The organism is Bradyrhizobium canariense (assembly GCF_900105125.1).
Taxonomy (GTDB): domain Bacteria; phylum Pseudomonadota; class Alphaproteobacteria; order Rhizobiales; family Xanthobacteraceae; genus Bradyrhizobium; species Bradyrhizobium canariense_A.
This window is the reverse complement of sequence record NZ_LT629750.1, coordinates 4,038,821-4,057,295: the sequence shown is the minus strand read 5'-3', so window position 1 is coordinate 4,057,295 and position 18,475 is coordinate 4,038,821. Positions and strand designations below refer to the sequence as shown.

The 18,475-nt window shown below is 58.0% G+C and carries 13 protein-coding genes and 1 pseudogene; 7 read left to right on the top strand and 7 right to left on the bottom strand.

The features are described from left to right. Window positions 1-3 precede the first annotated feature (3 nt). The 6 genes and pseudogenes from BLV09_RS19375 to BLV09_RS37380 all read left to right on the top strand — a co-directional run bounded on the left by BLV09_RS19375 (window position 4) and on the right by BLV09_RS37380 (window position 8,845). Window positions 4-1,512 carry a hypothetical protein gene (locus BLV09_RS19375; protein WP_146688494.1) on the top strand — a complete coding sequence of 503 codons (1,509 nt, stop codon included), beginning with the start codon at window positions 4-6 and terminating at the stop codon, window positions 1,510-1,512. Window positions 1,513-2,061: 549 nt separating this feature from the next. Continuing rightward, window positions 2,062-4,278, top strand: a complete 2,217-nt coding sequence (locus tag BLV09_RS19370) for a right-handed parallel beta-helix repeat-containing protein (RefSeq protein ID WP_146688493.1) — start codon at window positions 2,062-2,064, stop codon at window positions 4,276-4,278. Window positions 4,279-4,406: 128 nt separating this feature from the next. Continuing rightward, a pseudogene (locus tag BLV09_RS38210) lies at window positions 4,407-4,796 on the top strand (cysteine peptidase family C39 domain-containing protein); the annotation flags it as partial. A 174-nt stretch (window positions 4,797-4,970) separates the two neighbouring features. Beyond that, window positions 4,971-7,196, top strand: coding sequence for a type I secretion system permease/ATPase (locus BLV09_RS19365; RefSeq protein ID WP_433994431.1), 2,226 nt, complete (start codon window positions 4,971-4,973; stop codon window positions 7,194-7,196). Next, window positions 7,183-8,613 carry an HlyD family type I secretion periplasmic adaptor subunit gene (locus BLV09_RS19360; protein ID WP_146688491.1) on the top strand — a complete coding sequence of 477 codons (1,431 nt, stop codon included), beginning with the start codon at window positions 7,183-7,185 and terminating at the stop codon, window positions 8,611-8,613. The genes BLV09_RS19365 and BLV09_RS19360 overlap by 14 nt, the downstream gene beginning before the upstream one ends. 73 nt (window positions 8,614-8,686) lie before the next feature. Next, entirely contained in the window at window positions 8,687-8,845 is a 159-nt protein-coding gene (locus tag BLV09_RS37380) for a hypothetical protein (RefSeq protein ID WP_167558807.1), read from the top strand. Between the two features lie 382 nt (window positions 8,846-9,227). Here the strand turns inward: BLV09_RS37380 and BLV09_RS19355 are convergent, their stop codons facing one another. Beyond that, window positions 9,228-9,596: a hypothetical protein gene (locus BLV09_RS19355; protein ID WP_146688490.1), complete on the bottom strand. Its 369-nt coding sequence runs from the start codon at window positions 9,594-9,596 to the stop codon at window positions 9,228-9,230. Window positions 9,597-10,355: 759 nt separating this feature from the next. Here BLV09_RS19355 and BLV09_RS19350 point away from each other — a divergent pair. Continuing rightward, window positions 10,356-10,712: an H-NS family nucleoid-associated regulatory protein gene (locus tag BLV09_RS19350; protein ID WP_244548750.1), complete on the top strand. Its 357-nt coding sequence runs from the start codon at window positions 10,356-10,358 to the stop codon at window positions 10,710-10,712. 279 nt (window positions 10,713-10,991) lie between these two features. Here BLV09_RS19350 and BLV09_RS19345 read toward each other — a convergent pair whose 3' ends face one another. The 6 genes from BLV09_RS19345 to BLV09_RS19320 all read right to left on the bottom strand — a co-directional run bounded on the left by BLV09_RS19345 (window position 10,992) and on the right by BLV09_RS19320 (window position 18,475). Further along, window positions 10,992-12,362, bottom strand: a complete 1,371-nt coding sequence (locus BLV09_RS19345; protein ID WP_167558806.1) for a polysaccharide pyruvyl transferase family protein — start codon at window positions 12,360-12,362, stop codon at window positions 10,992-10,994. Continuing rightward, window positions 12,328-13,563, bottom strand: coding sequence for a glycosyltransferase family protein (locus tag BLV09_RS19340; RefSeq protein ID WP_146688488.1), 1,236 nt, complete (start codon window positions 13,561-13,563; stop codon window positions 12,328-12,330). Before BLV09_RS19340 ends, BLV09_RS19345 begins: the two co-directional genes overlap by 35 nt. A 156-nt stretch (window positions 13,564-13,719) precedes the next feature. Then, complete coding sequence (locus BLV09_RS19335) at window positions 13,720-15,075, bottom strand: CheR family methyltransferase (RefSeq protein WP_146688487.1); 1,356 nt, start codon at window positions 15,073-15,075, stop codon at window positions 13,720-13,722. Window positions 15,076-15,107: 32 nt separating this feature from the next. Then, window positions 15,108-16,082: an NAD-dependent epimerase/dehydratase family protein gene (locus tag BLV09_RS19330; RefSeq protein ID WP_146688486.1), complete on the bottom strand. Its 975-nt coding sequence runs from the start codon at window positions 16,080-16,082 to the stop codon at window positions 15,108-15,110. Between the two features lie 102 nt (window positions 16,083-16,184). Then, window positions 16,185-17,168, bottom strand: coding sequence for a GHMP kinase (locus BLV09_RS19325; RefSeq protein ID WP_146688485.1), 984 nt, complete (start codon window positions 17,166-17,168; stop codon window positions 16,185-16,187). After that, complete coding sequence (locus tag BLV09_RS19320; protein WP_167558805.1) at window positions 17,165-18,475, bottom strand: HAD-IIIA family hydrolase; 1,311 nt, start codon at window positions 18,473-18,475, stop codon at window positions 17,165-17,167. The genes BLV09_RS19325 and BLV09_RS19320 overlap by 4 nt, the downstream gene beginning before the upstream one ends.

Here is an 18,475-nt window from a genome sequence, read left to right as displayed (position 1 = left end):
GACATGTGGGGAAAAAAACTCAAGGCCCGAGAGATTGTCGCCAAGCGATTCAAATCGCTCGCTCTCACGCTGATACTTTTCTCGCTTCTGTCGGTTTCAGCACCGGCACAGGGAACAACAGCAGGCAGAACGACAGAGGCGCCAGGCCCCAGTCAGGCACTCCACGCGGCGCCGTTCTACAGGTGTCTGCGGAACTTCTACGTCGCCCCAAACGGAAGCAACAGTAATCCCGGAACTGAGGCACAGCCTTGGCTGACGATCCAGCGCGCAGACTCGTCCTCACGACTCGGCGGTGACTGCATCAATGTGGCGGCAGGCACCTACGGCGCTAATGTTCTGGTTCAGCATGGTGGAAGCGAGCCCACCCCGGCGGGCTATGTTGTTTATCGCTGTCAGGTCTTGGGGGCCTGTCGCGTTCTGGCCCCGCAAGAAGGTCACCTTTGGGGCTTCAGAGACGGTGGAAATTTTGTCGTCGTCGACGGGTTTGAGGTCGATGGCAATGATGCCTTGCTGCCTGGAGGAATCGCCGATGCATGCTTCGCCACGGATGATCAAACCTACGGCCCCGGCAATTCGACTCACCACATCTGGCTGATAAATAATACCGTGCACCACTGCAATCTGTCAGGAATATCCCTTGCCTGGAAGGAGTGGTATTATGTGATACATAATAGCGTCTACGATAACAGCTTTACCTCTGGTTGGCAGGGGTCAGGGATATCGTTGGTTACCCTACAGTGCATAGACCGCGCCAACCCCTCGTGCCATTTCGGCTCTACTTACGTCCCGTCTGAAATGGACCTGAGTTTCGCTCCGTCCTTTCATAACATTGTCAGTTGGAATGACGTCCACGAAAACATGTTGAGCCAGAGCAACCCTGTCCCCTGTGGAAGCCATACCGACGGCAATGGCATCATCATGGATACCTTTTTGGATGGGGCTACAAATAAGGTGGCTTACCCGTATCGAAGCCTTGTTTTGGGAAACCTGTCTTATTCCAACGGTGGCAGGGGGATACACGTATTCCACGCATCCAATATTACGGTGGCCAATAATACCGTTTACGGCAACGGGCGCGACGACTGTTTAAATGTCTATGCTCTGGGAGATCTCAGTCAACAAGGCGGTTCGAACAACGTCTGGATCAATAACATTTCCGAATCGCTGTTGAGCGCTGCTAATGCCGGCTGTGGCCGTTATTGCGGGGGCAGGAACGCGCCAGTTGTCGCGGGCGACGTAGCGGGCGTTCTTGACACAAACACCACCTGGTCAAATAACGTCACGTACGGTGGCATCGGCGTTATGCTGCTTAATAACGGCGCTGCTGCGCGCTATTTCTCCTGCATCAACAATAGCTGCAACGTAGATCCTCTGCTGGTTGATCCGGCATCGGGCAATTTTGCGCTGCAGCCGCACAGCCCGGCGATAGGTTACGGAAAGTCGCAAGATTATCTCCAGCCTGCACTTGTCGATGCCGGAGCCTGCACAAGTGGCATGGCGACCTGCCCATAAAAAATCGCCGCTCTATTTGCCGGCGATCGAGCCAGAATTCGGACGAGACTGCCGGTCGCATGTTGCTGTCCGCTCGTTCGATAGCGAGAAACTTCGCTGCGGTTCCTTAGCTCGGATGGGTGGAAAATTCAGTGAGCATCCCCCTCCATAATCGGTGTGGTTATTTTCCACTGTTTATTTTCATTTTTTGCGGAGCCTTCCGGGCCGCCAGCGCATGATGTTGTACTGAAGGAAGTTTTCTCGATATTGAAGCCGGGCGCGCTATTAAAAGTGGGAAAATATCTGCGTTATCCTGCGGCAGTAAGAGATTTTTTGTGGTTTAAAAAATCGTCGCTGAGCAAATGACGTACGACCAGAAAACCACCCTGTGCAAGTCAACAAATCGTCTTAAAAAAGACTTGGCGCGCGATGAATCCAGACACGGGTGAATGGGGCGTTCAGCGGCCAATTCAAAATCGGAAGGTTCGTGCAGTTTAGGTGCCGATGATCGGTGAGCTGCATTTATCTCGGTGACGAGTTGAGCGTGCGCATCGAAGACAGGAAAGATTTATGACCACTTACTATGTGAGCTCTCAGATTGGTAGTGCGAACAACGCGGGCACGTCCGCGAGTGCTCCTCTGGCTAGCCTTCAGGCAGCCGCAGACCTGGTGAAGGCCGGTGATACCGTCGAGGTCATGAACGGTACTTATGCGCCGGTTACTATCACCACCAGCGGTACGGAGAGCGCTCCTATCACTTTTGAAGCGGCCCCTGGACAGACGCCCGTCATCAACAGCTCGGGCTATTGGAATGGGATCGACATCCAGGCATCCAATATCGTCATTAACGGCTTCACCGTCGAAGGCGATGCGGCGAACTATAATTTGAGCCAGGCGATGGCGGGGTACGGCGGCACCGCCAACCTCAACGGGAACGGTATATCCGTCAACTCAAGCAGCAGTGTCCCGCTGCCGAACCATATCATAATCGAAAACAACACAGTCACCAACGAACCCGGCGGTGGCATCGGTACCGTGGGAGCTGACTATGTGCAGATCCTGAATAACACAGTCACTAACAATGCGCACTGGTCGGCTTACGGCAACAGCGGCATTTCCGTCTATGAGTCGCAGAACCTGGACAATAATGCCGGTGCCCACTTCGTCATAAGCGGCAATTCTGTGTCCGGTAACGCGCAGATGGTCCCGACCGGCGGCGTCAACAACTCGATCACCGACGGTGAAGGTATCATTCTGGACACGAATACCGGCTACACGGGACAAATCCTCGTCCAGAACAACACAGTCACCGGTAATGGTTCATCCGGCATTGAGTCATTCCTGACTGCCAACGCGACTATCAGTGGCAACACCATATACGGAAATAATACGCAGAACGTTCAGTCGGCCAGCAACGCGGCGATTTTGATAAACCAATCCAGCAACGATACCGTAACCGGCAACGTCACGACCGCGCCGTCCGGTTCGACGGGTACCACCACGGGCACAGGGACCGGCAGCACCGGTTCGGGTTCTTCAGGCAGCGGCAGCTCGGCCTCCGGCGGCAGCTCTTCGGGTAGCGGCACCACCACGGGTACCGGCACCGGGACCTCTTCAGGCAGTGGCACCACGGGCACCGGCACCGGGACGTCTTCGGGCGGTGGCAGCGTCACCGATCCGACCGGCGGCAGCGGCAGCGGTTCGTCGGCTTCCGGCGGCTCTTCGGGTAGCGGCACCACCACGGGTACCGGCACCGGGACCTCTTCAGGCAGTGGCACCACGGGTACCGGCACCACGGGCACCGGCACCGGGACGTCTTCTTCGGGCGGTGGCAGCGTCACCGATCCGACCGGCGGCAGCGGCAGCGGTTCGCCGGCTTCCGGCGGCAGCTCTTCAGGCAGTGGCACGGGTACCGGCACCACGGGCACCGGCACGTCTTCGGGCGGTGGCAGCGTCACCGATCCGACTGGCGGCACTGGTAGCGGCACATCGTCCGGTGGCACCACGGGTACCGGCACCGTCGGCACCGGAGCGTCGGGCGGGGCGACTCCGCCGAAGGCTCCGGCCGTCACGGTCGCCGACCCTTCATTGTCGATCAGTCCCGATCAGAGCGTCAAACTCGGCGTGAGCGTCAGCGCGTCCAATGCGGCGGACAAGGTGACGGTCAACATCAAGGGACTGCCGAGCTACGAGACCATTACTGATAACCTCGACCACAAGACCTTCAGCGGAAGCAGCGTCACGTTGACCGCGGCCGAGGTGAACAGCGGTCTCACGTTGAAGTCGTCCTACACAGGCAATGGTAGCCCGACCTCAACGCTGACGATCACCGCGACCGATCGGACCAACCACTCGTCGAGTGCGGCGCAGTCCATCACCGTGACGGATCCGCCGTCCACGTCGGGGACGGGAACGTCCGGCTCCGGCTCGACCGGTTCTGGCTCGACCGGAACGTCAGGTTCGGGTTCGTCGTCACACGGCGGCTGGCCCGGGCAGTGGGGTGGCGGTGGTCATCACTCCGACGTCTCGCAGTGGTTCAACAGCCATCCTGGCTTTGCCAAGACAGCGCAGACCCTGAGCGATGCGTTCTCGTCGAAGTCGGGCGCCTCTTCGGCGGCCGGATCGTCGACGGATCAAACCGCGAGCGCAGGAGCCAAGGCCTTCGCCCTGTTCAACCAGATGATGGCCGGCGACTTTGGCAACACATCACACTTCACACAGGGGGGATCTTCGTCCGCACAGACTCAGCAGCAGGCCTCCAATCAGCTGACCAGGCCTCTGCACTGATTTCCTCTGCACTGATCTAGCGAACAAGACATGCGGAGCCTGGTCGCCTCCTCAGGGCGATCAAGGCTCCGCTTGTTTGAAATTCCAGAAGGAACGTCTCGCGCATTTCCAGAAGGAACATTCGCCGCATGACGATCAAGAAAAAGACGCGGCCGCAGGCCGCGCACGATGACAATGCCTTCGAACAAGGCATCAACGCGCTGACGATTTTGTTGCGCCTCCACGGGCGTAGCGTCGCGCCTGACCAGGTCCGCAAGCTCTGCAAGCGTGACGTCCTCGACGTTACGGAGATGGTCAGATGCGGACGCAAGCTCGGGCTCAAGGTCCGGGGAATCTCGATCGATTGGACCGCGCTGTCGAGACTGCGGATGCCGGCCTTGGCCGCGTTGCGGGACGGCAAATATCTGCTGCTCGGACAGCTGATCGAGGACCGCGTCGTGGCGGCCGACCTGACCTCCAAACGCCCAAGGTACATGACACGCGAGGAGCTCGAAGCCGTTTGGGGCGGTCGCGTCGTCGCGGTGCTTCCGGCCAGGACATGGAAGGATTTCGTACCAAAATTCTCCCTGCCGAAATTCTCCCTGCCGAAGCTTCCGATTCCGAAATTTCAATTTCCCGCTCTGCGCCGGGTGCTGAATTTCTTGCCGCGTCCGCGCGTGCCCTCCGTTGACGCCGCCGTCGTTGCCGACCGGATGCGTTTGCTGGCCGAACTGACGTGGCGGTGGCTGCGTCGAGAGAGCGCCGAGGACGACGCACCGGTCGCATTCGAGCAGCCGGGCGAGGAGACCCCGATCGACCCTGCGAAGACGGAATCGGCCTTGCTGGCGCTGACCATCCTTCTGCGCTGCCATGGCATCGGCGCCGAGCCCGATCAGATCCGTCACCGCATCGGATCGCCCCGGATCGGCATTCCGGAGATGCTCCGCTGCGCCATGGATATGGAGCTCAAGGCGCGGCTGCTGTCGACGCGTTGGGAGCGCCTCGAGTCTACGCCGCTGCCGGGCATTGCCGTATTGCGTGACGGCACTTTCCTGATCCTGGGCAAGGTCGCTTCCGACAAGGTGCTGGTGCAACGACCGACCGAGCAGCGCCCGGACACGATGACGCGAGAGGAGTTCGAAGCCGTCTGGACCGGCGAACTGATTCTGGCGACGCGTCGCGTTGGGCTTTCCGATCTCTCCGGCCGCTTCGACATCTCCTGGTTCATGGGCGCCATCGGCAAGTACCGGCGGATGCTCGTCGAAGTGATGACCGGCTCGCTTTTCCTCCAGCTTTTCGCGCTGGTCTCGCCCTTGTTCTTCCAGGTGATCATCGACAAGGTTCTGGTGCACCACAGCCTGAGCACGCTCGACGTGCTGGTCGTCGGACTGGTGATCATCTGCCTGTTCGAGGCGGTGCTCGGCGCATTGCGCACCTATCTCTTCGCGCACACCACCAACCGTATCGACGTCGAACTCGGCGCGCGCCTGTTCCGGCACCTGATCTCACTGCCGATCGCCTACTTTCAGTCGCGCCGCGTCGGCGATTCAGTCGCGCGCGTCCGCGAGCTCGAGAACATCCGCCAGTTCATCACCAGCTCGGCGCTGACGCTCGTCATCGATCTCCTGTTCACGATCGTCTTCCTCGCGGTGATGGCTTACTACTCTCTGACCCTGACACTCGTCGCGGTGGCGGCCTTCCCGTTCTACATCGGCATCTCGGCCGGTTTGACGCCGCTGTTCCGGCGCCGCCTCGACGAGAAGTTTAGGCGCGGCGCTGAGAATCAGTCGTTCCTGGTCGAGAGCGTAACGGGGATCGAAACGCTGAAGGCGATGGCGGTCGAGCCGCAGATGCAGCGGCGCTGGGAGGAGCAGCTCGCTGGCTACGTCGCATCGAGTTTCCGCGTCATCAGCCTCAACAACGTTGCGAGCGAGTCCGTGCAGCTCATCAACAAGCTGGTGACGGCCGCGACCCTCTACTTCGGCGCCAAGCTCGTGATCAGCGGATCCTTGAGCGTCGGCGAACTCGTGGCATTCAACATGTTGTCGGCCCGCGTCAGCGCGCCGGTGCTGCGGCTCGCCTCGATCTGGCAGGAATTCCACCAGGCCCGTCTGTCGGTGGATCGGCTCGGCGACGTGCTCAACACCATGCCCGAGCCGACCCTGAGCCCAGGCCGCGCCGCGCTGCCGCCGATCCGCGGTCGTGTGACGTTCGACCACGTCACGTTCCGATACCGTCCCGACGCGCCCGAGACGCTGCACGATCTCTGCTTCGATGTGGAGCTCGGCCAAGTCGTCGGCATCGTTGGCTCATCCGGCTCCGGCAAGAGCACGCTGGCCAAGCTGGTGCAGCGGCTCTACGTTCCGGAGCGCGGGCGCGTGCTGGTCGATGGCGTCGACCTGGCCATGGTGGATCCGGCTTGGCTGCGGCGGCAGATCGGGGTGGTGTTGCAGGACAACGTGCTGTTCAACCGGACCATCCGCGAAAACATCGCACTGGCCGATCCGATGATGCCAACGGAGCGCGTCTTCGCGGCGGCCGAACTCGCCGGCGCGCACGACTTCGTTCTTGGGCTGCCGGAAGGATACGACACCGTTGTCGGCGAACGCGGGGCGAGCCTGTCGGGCGGCCAGCGGCAGCGCATCGCCGTCGCGCGTGCTCTGGTCGGCGACCCGCGCATCCTCATCTTCGACGAGGCGACCAGTGCCCTCGATTACGAGAGCGAGCGCGCCATCCAGCAGAACATGAAGCGGATCGCGGCCGGACGGACCGTCTTCATCATCGCTCACCGCCTGTCGACGGTGCGTACCGCCGATCGCATCATCACGCTGGAGGCTGGACGCGTGGTCGAGGATGGCAGCCACGACGAACTGATCCGGACCAACGGTCGCTACGCCAAGCTCCACATGCTGCAGGGGGGTCTCCATGGGATCGGCTAACGCTGCCAATCGGACCGTCGTCCCGTTCCCGCGCCGCCCCGCCGCCAGACGGGACCACGAACTTGCCTTCCTGCCGGCGGCGCTCGAGATCGCCGAAACGCCGCCGTCGCCGATCGGACGCGCCATCGGCGCGACGATTATCGCCATTTTCTGCGTCGCGCTGACCTGGGCCACGTTCGGCAAGGTCGACATCGTCGCCAGCGCGGAGGGCAAGATCGTCCCGAACGGCAGGACCAAACTGATCCAGCCGTTCGAGACCGGTGTCGTGCGGGCGATCCACGTCCATGACGGCCAGCGGGTCAAGGCCGGCGAGAGCTTGATCGAGCTCGATCCCACCATGACGGCGGCCGAACAGGACCATCTCAAGGGGGACCTCATCGCCGCGCAGCTCGACGTCGCGCGGCTTAAGGCGGCGCTTTCGGACGGCGATCCTCTCGCGGCCTTCCATCCGCCCGAAGGTGCAACAGCGGCGCAGGTCGAGATGCATCGTCAGTTCCTGATCAGTGAGACCTCGGAGCAGAGCGCGAAGCTGTCCGAACTGGACCGCCAGGCGTCGCAGAAGGCCGCCGAACGGCAGACGGTGGCTGCCAACATCACCAAGCTGCAGGCCACGATCCCTCTACTCCAGGAGCGGGTCGACACCCGCAAATACCTGTCCGACAAGGGGCTCGGCTCGAAGCTTGTCTATCTGACCGAAGACCAGGATCTCGTCGGCCAGCAGCAGGATCTCCTGATCCAGCAGAGCAAGACGAACGAGGCGGATGCGGCACTCGCCGCGCTGAAGGAAACCCGCAATCGGACCGCGGCCGAATTCCGCCGCACGACTTACGACGAACTCGCCAAGGCTGAGCAGAAAGCCGCAGGAATCGTCCAGGATGTGATCAAGGCCCAGCGGCGGACCAGCCTGCAGGAACTGACCGCGCCGGTTGACGGCGTCGTCCAGCAGCTCGCCGTGCACACGGTGGGGGGCGTGGTCACGCCGGCCCAACCGCTCGCGGTGATCGTGCCTACAGGTAGCCAGCTTGAGATCGAGGCCACGCTCGCCAATGACGACGTAGGCTTCGTCCACGAGGGCCAGGACGTCGAGATCAAGGTCCACACCTTCAACTTCACGCGTTACGGGCTGCTTCACGGCCGGGTGCTCAGCGTATCCTCTGACGCCGTTCAACGCGACGGCGGTGCGGAGAAGCCGCGCGGACAGGACGCGAAGGAAGGCGGCCAGCAGCAGGGACAGGACCTCGTTTACGTGGCGAGTATCTCGCTCAACCGACAGCAGATGGAGGCGGACGGGCGGAGCTACGATCTCGGGCCCGGCATGGCGGTGACGGCCGAGGTGAAGACCGGCTCACGCCGGATCATCGGCTACCTGCTCTCGCCCATCTCCAAGTACCAACATGACGTCCTGCGCGAGCGGTAGGATCCGTGGCCGTCGATGAAGCGGGCCAGTAGGAGACGCCCACCTTTCGCCGTCCGCGCAGTCTTCTGAAGAGGTGCACACAGTCGGCGGCGTTATCGCCCCCGGCAAGCAGATCATGCTGATCGTGCCGGATGCCGACGCGCTCGCTGTCGACGCTGAGCTTGCGCCACGCGGCATCGAGCAGGCCTATGTAAGTAAGCCAGACGGCGACAAATGCGGTTCGCTGCCTTAGCAAAAGGCGGCGCCGGAAATCGAAGGACGGATCAGCGTGCCTCCACCGATATCACGCAGGACCAGCGCAGCGGCGCGAGCTACTATACAGCCCGTGTCTCGCTCAAATCGAGAGGAGCTCGAAAAACTCGGCGGATCGAAGCTGGTGCCTGGTATGCCGGTCGACGCCTTCATCAAGACGCCGGGGAGAAGGGCGTTTTCCCAGCTCATCAAGCCCGTGCAGCATCGGGCTGAGCGCGCATTCAAGCGTTCGAACGGCTGTTCGTAGGCGAGAAACTCTTCCCGAACCCTCTTCAGCCTGTTCATCAACGGGAATGCCAGGACGGATCCCGGCATGGACGAAAGAAGGCGGACATATTCCGGCCGAGCGTCAACCTGGCTGATCAGCTATTCCGCGTATTGCGCTTGGTTCTCCAGCGAGTGATTGGCAAAATCATCGGCATCAGCACGAAAGGTTCTATCCGTCGACGCACCGCTGCTGCCTTGACGGACGCTTCTTCGTTTTGCTCAGGAGCAGGGACTGCCTGAGACCGGAGCTCCTCGCGCTCGACGCGGCGTCGCGCCTGCTTAGCTCTACTACTGTCCGAGATCGCATAGTCGGTCTCATCGGGACAGCGACGGCTCAGGACGTCCGCTCTCCTGTTGTGGATCATCATTGCAACGATCGACACGAGCAAGATCAGTTCAGCGCCGATGATGACGAGAAGCTCATTCATTGATTTGCGCATCTTGTCGGTGTGACGAATTGGCATTTAAAAAGCGTATAATAAGTATGGATATTAAATTTGATATTTGTTTGACCGCCGGAAATGGCGCCCGGCGGAAATGACGGACGGGATCACTTCGGATGATCAGCGAGGTGCCGCCGGTGGTGACGTCGACCGCTGGAAAGGTGTGGTCCACCCGTCGCCTCCACGGTCGGCGCAATGGCAATTGCATCCACGAGACTCTCGGATATGAGGCCGCGTTCGCCGGCACCGGATCGACGTGTCTAGGTCCTGTCCCGACTGTTTCCGACGAGCCCGTAATGGTCGTATTTCCGGCTCGGCATTGCACAAAAGTGCATAGAGACGATCACGTTGGTTGGGTAATATTAGGACGCTATTTAAGCCGGATAATATTTCATGTTCGTCCTCGTCGCCATTTCTAAGGACTTTATACTTAATTCGAGCGCCGGCTAACGGCGCTAGATCAGAGCGCCAGATAGGGAAGTTGGGCGACGAGCGCTGTGTCTGCTCAATGCCAAACGCCGGTGAGCTGCATGGACCTAGAAAGGCACCTTCATTTTCATTGCACTTCACGAAGGACGCCACGAGACAGTTCGATGACGACGGCGCTTCTGCGGCTGCGTCGACATTAATTCTTGTAGGTCGCACCCAAAGGTTTAATCGGGTGGACGAACAGCTCCTCACTTTTGCCCCACTGAACCTCTGAATCACCTATATTTGGTAAAATAATTCTCATATTTGGCGCTTGAGTCGACGTATTGAGGTAGGTCATTGGATTTTTAGATGATGCTCGACGCAGCTGTGGCGCAATCCGAAGACGGTCTGATTCAAGACATAATAAAGAACTCAAGCCTCGAATCACTGTCGACGGATCAACTTTGGGAACTGTACGAACTGGTGGCTGCCCAACTGGGTTGCAAAATCGCAGCCAAGCGAGACATTCTTGAGCTTCGTTTGCGTAAGCTTGGCGTCGCCCACAGCGAGCGAAGGCGCGAGAGACGTCCATACCCCAAGGTTTTTCCAAAGTATCGCAACCCGAAAGATCACGGCGAGACGTGGGCGGGACGGGGGAAGCAGCCACGGTGGCTGACAAAGGAACTTCGATTTGGAAAGGACCTGACTGACTTTCTGATCCGTTGAACGCGCTTGAGGCTGTTCGGAGAGCTCGGCGTCTCCTATGGGCCGGTGTCGCAGAACCTGGGCCGTTCACATGTCGCAGCTGCACAATGGGTAAAAGTGCTCGACGACGATGTCCAGCATCAATCTCTAGGCGTCAATCTCTAGGCATGGCCAGATGAAGCCGGACCAACAGGAGATCGCGCGGCCTAAGCGTGAGGTTGCCAAACTGAATGCCCAACAGGACATCCTAAAAACCATCACGGTCCTCAGCCCGCCTGTGCCCGGTAGAAACAGCCAGCGCTATCGTCTCGACGCGGAGGGTAACCCCATTCCCGACGGTTCTCCTCGGTAGGAGGAGATGCCCTCAAATATCCGCCGATACTGTTCGTCCAGTGCGGCGCGGTAGCTCTCCGTCTTTAATGCGAGCCGAGCTTCGATGGCCGGCGCATCTTCCACGAGCTCGACGACCTTTCCGATTAGCTCGTCAACATCGATTCGCTCTATGTCACAGTAGAATTCGCCCAGCCCCACCCCGCTCATCAGCGGTTGAAATTTTTCATGGTAAGAAATCGCCATAGCTGGTTTCCCAAGCATCAGGCCCAACAATACGTTGTGAAACCGGCTCGAAACCACAACGTCAACTGACGCCAATTGTAGCAGCAACTCATCCACAGAGAGGGCTGGCTCGTCGATTATCTTCCCATCGTCATAGTTGCATCTACGTTCCTCCAGTTCCTTTCGCAGGTCTCCTCTCACGTCCTGATCCCAAACCACGTCGCCGATGAGGATGCGCACGGTATACCCGCGCTCGAGCAGGCGAACGACAAGCGATGCGATGCGTGCGATGTAATCGCGGTAGATCGTCTGATCGCTTCCGGAACCACCAAGTCGAGTATGGTAGTTCATTATGCCAACCCCTACCGTAGTCTCTCTGCGTTCGGGCTCTCGCTTTGCAGGTATGACCGCTTTCGGCAGGCTGAAAGCAAGATCGGGGTATACAGCGTGGTTCGTCACGTCGATACCAACGGCCGCAAGATGATCCTTGGAAGGCGCGTCGCGGTAGGAACCGTAATCTGCCAGAGCGAGGGCCGCCCTGATAAACCACCTGCTTAGCGGATGACGTAGTGGTCCCCCTCCGACGCTAACAAACAGCAGTTTGCATCGGCACAGTCTTGCGATAACCGCCCATCGAAATATGTCATAGTGCAGGTCGAACGGCCCTATGGCGTAATCCCCCACCATTCCCGTTCCCGTCATGATGAGTAGGTCATTATCCTTCAAGGCGATGAAGCCTTTGAACCACCGATATGCATCAACAAATGGATAGCTAAAAATACGAAGGGATTTGTTGAGAACGGCCGTCATCCACCGATGTGGTCCAGTTGTGGCTTTAGAGATGCTTCCGTCCCCCACCTTGCGCTCTCTGTCCGACCTCCAGATCGGAGACGGTGCCCTGATCGGGACAGCGCAAATATCGTATTGTTTCGCTGTGTTCTCTGGTTTTGGGCAAATACAGCTAATTTCCGCATTCGGCAGATACTTACGGACGTTAAGCACCATCGCCTGAAGCGTTGCCTCGTTGCCCAAGTTGCCGGTACCAAAGTTGCCAAACAGCGCAACCCTTGGTCCCGTCGCATCAGACTTTATCTGTGGTGAGTCCCGCTCGATCACGATCGCCTCGCTCGCGCTTCTGTCCATCGCTGTCGACCAAATCAGCCATCTCTTTCAGACGCTGTGCGCGTGCCATCAGCCGCGGTGACGGCTCGATGCCCGCTACACGAAACATTTCGATCCAACGGTAAACCCAGTCGTGACGCCGTAACGCCTCGGCAGCGTTTCGTCTGCCGATCGCGGCAACGCGTTCCGGATCGGAGGCAAGATCACCGAGAACAGACGCAAGGTCGGACCCATCGCGACGGATTTCTACAACCGCTTCTGGCCACCCAAATAAATCCCTATATGCCTCGCAGTCCGCGGCTTCTCCAATCATCACCGTGCCCGCGGCTGCGCCTTCGTAGTACCGAGAGCCGACCTCGACTTGTCCTTGGGTTTCAGAGAGCGCATCCATCTTTCCGGGCGCCACCACAAAATACCGGCTTCGCTTCGCCATGTTTGCAAAGTGATTACGGTGTTGCCGGTGATCATTTACTTCGACGCTGGCACCATCCATTGTCGTGTCATGCACATAAAACAATTTCTTTTGCTCTGCCGTTCTGAGCATTTCGCGGTGGACGCCTTCCCGTCTGCGTCCGATACTGTAAACGTCGATGACGTGATCCGGCGGATCAGGATACGGGGTGAATCGAAGCGCGTCGACTCCGCGTGGGAGCCAGTGGCAAGGACGATTAGCCGCCTGTGACAAGGCCGCGACAGTGCCCTTGTAGCCGACAAAAATATAATCGAACTGACTGAGCGCATGCAGCCAATACTTGTATTTGGGTATTGCGGCAGCCCACATCTCGTCGATCCAGCAAATACTAATTTTGCAGTGGTCTCTCCACCGCTCGATCGCATTGATGCAAGGAATGTCGGTCCACACGTCGCAAACCGCTATGAATACGTCATAATCCCTGGTGAGCCGCGCCTTTTTGAGTCCTGGATTGGCGTAGATCAGCCTCTTTGACATGTCATGGTAGAGAGGCCTTCTCAGCGAGATCTCCTTGAACCACGCCCCCCAGCCCATATCCAGGTGAACCAAGTCCACATCGTCATTCTCGACGAGAATGTCCTGGGCCTCGTAAAGTCCGCACCGGTAGCCGTTTTTGTTGAAATTTCTCCAGGTAGGCATGCAGATGCGTGGCGACGCCGATTGGGTCAGCTTCGAAGCTTCGGCGCTTTTTGCGTCAAGAGTCACCTTGATGCCCTTTTCCAAGAACGCGACCCTTTCGGTTCACGCAGAAGAATTCTGAAAGGTCGAGTTGATTTCACGGAAGCGTAACATCGTCGAATTGCACACTGTTATTCGTCCGCGCCCGGTCACCTTCGCCTCCAACACCATACCGTCGCGCGCAACGGTGCTTTGGCCCAATTATGACTCAGACACTAAGCTAAGCATGTCAGTTTCATTTCGTTGTTTGCTCGAATTGCTATCGGCCTCGGTAGGGGAGACCCGCTGAAAAGCTGCTGCGTAACGGATTCTCCAATCCTGCCTGCTCTTGTTCAAAGGCTCCAAACCCGCGTAATGGAATGGCCAGCAATTTCGCGTGCTTGGGTCTCCCTCATGAATTTCGTCGAGTAATTCCTGCACTGGATTCAATCCCAGATCGGATGCAACCCTTGTCCTGATGTCCAAGTCGATTCCCGAGACAAACAGATATCCGTTCGGACCTACCAAGCGAACAATGTTGCGCAAACATCTGTCCGCCGTCGAGTCATCCACATGACAAAGAAAATTGTTCGCCACCACGATATCCTGAGATCCCAGCGTATCAATAATGTCCGGCTCAGCAGCATCGCAGACACTCCAGTCGATCCCTTCCTTGATCCAAGGTTTGACCGTCACAGTGTCCCGATCTCTATCGAACAGCTCAACAAACTCGGCATCCGTCATGAGTCGAAACAACGGTGATCCAGCGAGCGAGTACACGCCGCTTTTTGCGACTTCTACCACCAGGCTGGAAATATCCATCGCATGCATGGTGAGCTTCAAGTCAGGCCGTGCAGACCGTATAGCCCATGCCACCGAATAGGCCTCAGCACCGGTGCTGCAACCCAGCACGGCCACTTTCAAGGTGTCGCCCTTGGTCCTCCGTTCTGCCAGACGTCGGATCAGCTCGAGCTGAGGCCGATTTCGAAAAAAATGAGTACTAAAATCCTGGATCCGAACGCCGTCTAAACGAGCCACCCCATGCAAAAAGCTGCCATACGAACGTGTCAGGCCGAGGGCTGCAACGGTCGTAGGGAGTTTATTCCACAATCGCTGATTAAGTCGCAAGTAAGCGCGAAGCGGTGATTTTCCAAAAATCCTTGATCTGGCAAGCTGCGTCAGCCAAGACCCGTCGTCCGCTGCACAAGTGATATTTCCCCACGGGACGACGTCTGGATTCCATTTGGTAAATGTGTCATTGCCGCCAGACCAACGCGGGGTCGAAAAAGCTATGAGCTTCATTTTCCCTGAATAACAATATTCAGTCCTCAGCGGGACCTCTACGAGCATTCCAGCGCAGACCTCGTATCTACTGTCAGCTATCGTGAAATGCCCATTTCCCGCGAGAATATAATAGATACGCACGACTCTTTTGCTTATCAGGAAAGTGTCATGCCCTCTCGCTGCATCGATATAAATTATCTCGACGTCCTTTTGGTTTAACGGCCCAAAATCATACCCGACGAGTCCTTTGTCGACAAAAGAAGGTGAGGCCGGAAGCGAATAGACATACTGCATAATGTTTCGTCTCCGCGATCACTCCCAGCAGACTAGACGCTTCGTTCCAGCAATTGTGGATGCGCTTTCAGGTACTGAACGGTATTGCGGACGCCCTGTTCAATAGATATTCGTGGCCGCCACCCAAGTGCCTTGAGCTTGGTCGTGTCGAGATGAACGAATGGCGAATCGCCAAGCCACCCGCGCTCACCTCCCGTCGTGGCGTATCGAACTTCTCTCAGGCCGAGTTCGTCGACGATGATGTCCGCCAAATCCAGCACGTTCATAAACGCGTCGTGGCCGAGGTTGAAGACGTTCTTGCGTTCTTTGGAGTGTTCAAGCGCGTAGAAAATGCCATCCACGCCATCAACGACATCAAGGTACGACTTGCGCTGCTTTCCGTCTCCCAGGATTTCAAGTACCCGCTCGTCTTTCCTGAGCTTCTTCATAAAGTCGAATATGACGCCATGAGAATAGCGCTCGCCGATCCACGACACGAAGCGAAAGATGTGGCATGCGATACCGAAATATTCGCAATAGGCTTGGATCATGGCCTCACATGAGAGCTTGCTGGCTCCATAGAGGCTGGTCTGGAGCGGCGCATAGCTCTCAGGCGTAGGGAAGATATCCGGCTCGCCATAAACTGTGGCGCTACTTGCGAAGACAATGTGTTTAATTTCATTGATTCGCATTGCCTCCAGGACGTTCCACGTAGCAATGGTATTCTGTTGGAGGTCGATCTGCGTTCGCGTCGTGCCCCCTCGCACATCGGCATTCGCCTGAAAGTGGAACACAATATCGCATCCCGCCATTTCCTTATTGAGCCGTTCGCTATCGAGGACGTCGGCGCGAACTACCCGGATCTCGGGATTCCCGGCATGGTGGCCGATGAACTGCTCCTGACCCGTGCTGAAATTGTCGTAGATCCTCACGCTGGCAGCCGTTTGAGCAAGCCGATCGACGATGTGGCTCCCGATGAATCCGCCACCTCCAGTCACGAATGCTCGGCGTTTGTCAGCGAAATTCATATTCCCACTCAAGCCCTTGTGCGTCGACCGCTGAAGTTCAATCTCTGGTTCGGAGTTGAGGGATTTCAGAGTGAATTAAGTTACAAAGCTATTCTTGCGAATTCATTCGTCCGAAACGTGAATAATTCGCGAGCCTCCGAAGTCGAAACGAAACGGAACCCGTTTGAGTCCACTCATTGCTGCCAGGAACGAGCCTTGATTCTGCGGCGGGCAATAGAACAATAGAAACCCGCCGCCGCCGGCGCCGACCAGCTTCCCACCCAAGGCACCAGCGTCGAGCCCCTGTTGGTAGTGAGCATCGATCGCCCCGTCTGAAATTTTCGAGGCCAGGGTTTTCTTCAGCAGCCAGGCTTCGTGAAGGAGCCGCCCAAAACCGTCCAAGTCGCCATCCCGCAGGAGCTGTTTGCCGACGTCGACCTGGGCGACCATGGCTTTTTGCGTCTCGAAGATCTTCGTTTCGCACAGATTGCGAACTTGCTCGTGAAGAATTGTCGAGGCTGAACGCGATACGCCGAGGTGCAGCAGGAATAGAGAGGCTTCCAGTCGCTTGACTGTCTCGGCGGCCAGAAAAATCTTCTCGACCGTCGTCCTGCCATCCGAATGGAATGTAAAGTGGTTGAGGCCACCAAAGGCGGCAGCATATTGGTCTTGTTTGCCGATGGGCTCCTTTAGAAGGTCAATCTCCACACGACACGCAGCTTCCGCCAGACGGCCCGGTGGAAGAAATCGCTGAACGCGCGCGTTGAGATTCTGAATTAGCCCGACCGTAAAAGAAGAGGACGATCCAAGACCTGTGCCTCCTGGAATATCAGCAATTGAAGCGACTTCTATCCCTCCCTCCGGCACCAATTCACCAAGAACGGCGCGCAGAATGGGATGCTCGATCTGGTCGACGGAGGGCACAAGCTCGGTCTTTGAGTATTTGAGGTGTATGGCGCTCCGATCAAAATAGGGATGGGTTGTAAGATACATGCTCCGGTTAATCGCGGCGCTGAGCACCGCACCGGGATGGCGACTATAGAAACTGCCGATGTCGGACCCCCCACCAAAGAAGCTAATTCGAAACGGCGTCTGTGTCGTGATCATGATTGTGCGCTGCCACTGGACGCAAGAATGATTTCCACGGCTCCCCTCAAGTCATCGGCAAGCCAATCCGGTAAATCGAGAGCGTCGCAATCGAGGCAGGCACTACCCGTCCTGACCCCGACAGGGACGATCCCCATTCGACGCGCCGCCACGATGTCGCGGCGGCTGTCTCCGACGCAGTACGAACCTGCCAACGAGACATTCCAGTCCCGGACCGCCTGATCGAACATTCCGGTCTTCGGCTTTCGACACATGCAATCGAACTTCAATTCCGGCACTTCGCCTGCAAAACCCTTATCTGGGTGGTGGGGACAGAAATAGAGAGCATCGATCCAAGCGCGCTCCCGCCCCAGGAGTGTTTCCATCTTGGAGTGAATGAGCCGTAGCGCGTCCAGACTGCACTCGCCGCGCGCGACTACCGGCTGATTGGTCACAACAATGACGAGGTATCCCGCCTGGTTCAGCCGGCGAATGGATTCGGCGGCGCCGGCGATCAGCTCCATTTGCGCTGGATTTGAAAGATGCGAGACGTCTTTGTTGATGACGCCATCCCTGTCGAGGAACACTGCAGGACGCGCATGGCTTCGGCTGAGGCGTGCGGTCTTGCCACTTTCAAAGTCTGAACGTACGTGCGCCAGACGATCGGGCGTACCGAAATCCTTGAAGTACTCCGCCGAGTGATAGGCTCTCAGCCTGCCATTGCGCGCCAGCGCCGGAAAGATGTCTCTCGCGAGATCAAGATGTTGGCCCGGCGGAATCATAGCGAGGATTTCGCGTTCGATCACCGCTACGCCGGCGTTGACGCTATTCGGCAAATATTGGTTCTCGGGCCTGGGTTTCGGATAGATCGCGGATATCCGTCCATCGGCATCGGTCTCGACGAGATCGCTATCGTCCGGATGGTCATTGGGATGAACGACCAAGGTAGCCAACGCACGACTATCGACGTGGTGCGCCCAAAGCCGTGCAAGATCGCAGTCAATGAAAATGTCCCCGTAGAGAACGAGGAAGCGGTCCTCCAGAAGCTGGCTCGCATGGCGCAGGGCCCCCGCTGTGCCAAGCGGCGGATCTTCAGCGCAGTATGAAATCTTCACGCCAAAGCGCTCGCCGCCGCCGAAATGGGATTCGATACGTTCGGAAAGATGTGACACCAGCAGGAGCACATTCGTAAAGCCGTGCCGCTGGGCCAGCAGAATTTGATGTTCCAGATTTGGCCGTTCACCAATGGCTACCATCGGCTTAGGGATCGTTTGCGCATGCTCGCCAAGCCGCGTGCCCCGCCCACCCGCCAAAATTACGACCTGCAC

Bases quoted from the DNA above. Each gene is read 5' to 3' on its own strand.
- BLV09_RS19375 (WP_146688494.1), top strand. From the start codon at position 4: ATGTGGGGAAAAAAACTCAAGGCCCGAGAGATTGTCGCCAAGCGATTC.
- BLV09_RS19370 (WP_146688493.1), top strand. From the start codon at position 2,062: ATGACCACTTACTATGTGAGCTCTCAGATTGGTAGTGCGAACAACGCG.
- BLV09_RS19365 (WP_433994431.1), top strand. From the start codon at position 4,971: ATGCGTTTGCTGGCCGAACTGACGTGGCGGTGGCTGCGTCGAGAGAGC.
- BLV09_RS19360 (WP_146688491.1), top strand. From the start codon at position 7,183: ATGGGATCGGCTAACGCTGCCAATCGGACCGTCGTCCCGTTCCCGCGC.
- BLV09_RS19355 (WP_146688490.1), bottom strand. From the start codon at position 9,596: ATGCCAATTCGTCACACCGACAAGATGCGCAAATCAATGAATGAGCTT.
- BLV09_RS19350 (WP_244548750.1), top strand. From the start codon at position 10,356: ATGATGCTCGACGCAGCTGTGGCGCAATCCGAAGACGGTCTGATTCAA.
- BLV09_RS19335 (WP_146688487.1), bottom strand. From the start codon at position 15,075: ATGCAGTATGTCTATTCGCTTCCGGCCTCACCTTCTTTTGTCGACAAA.
- BLV09_RS19330 (WP_146688486.1), bottom strand. From the start codon at position 16,082: ATGAATTTCGCTGACAAACGCCGAGCATTCGTGACTGGAGGTGGCGGA.
- BLV09_RS19325 (WP_146688485.1), bottom strand. From the start codon at position 17,168: ATGATCACGACACAGACGCCGTTTCGAATTAGCTTCTTTGGTGGGGGG.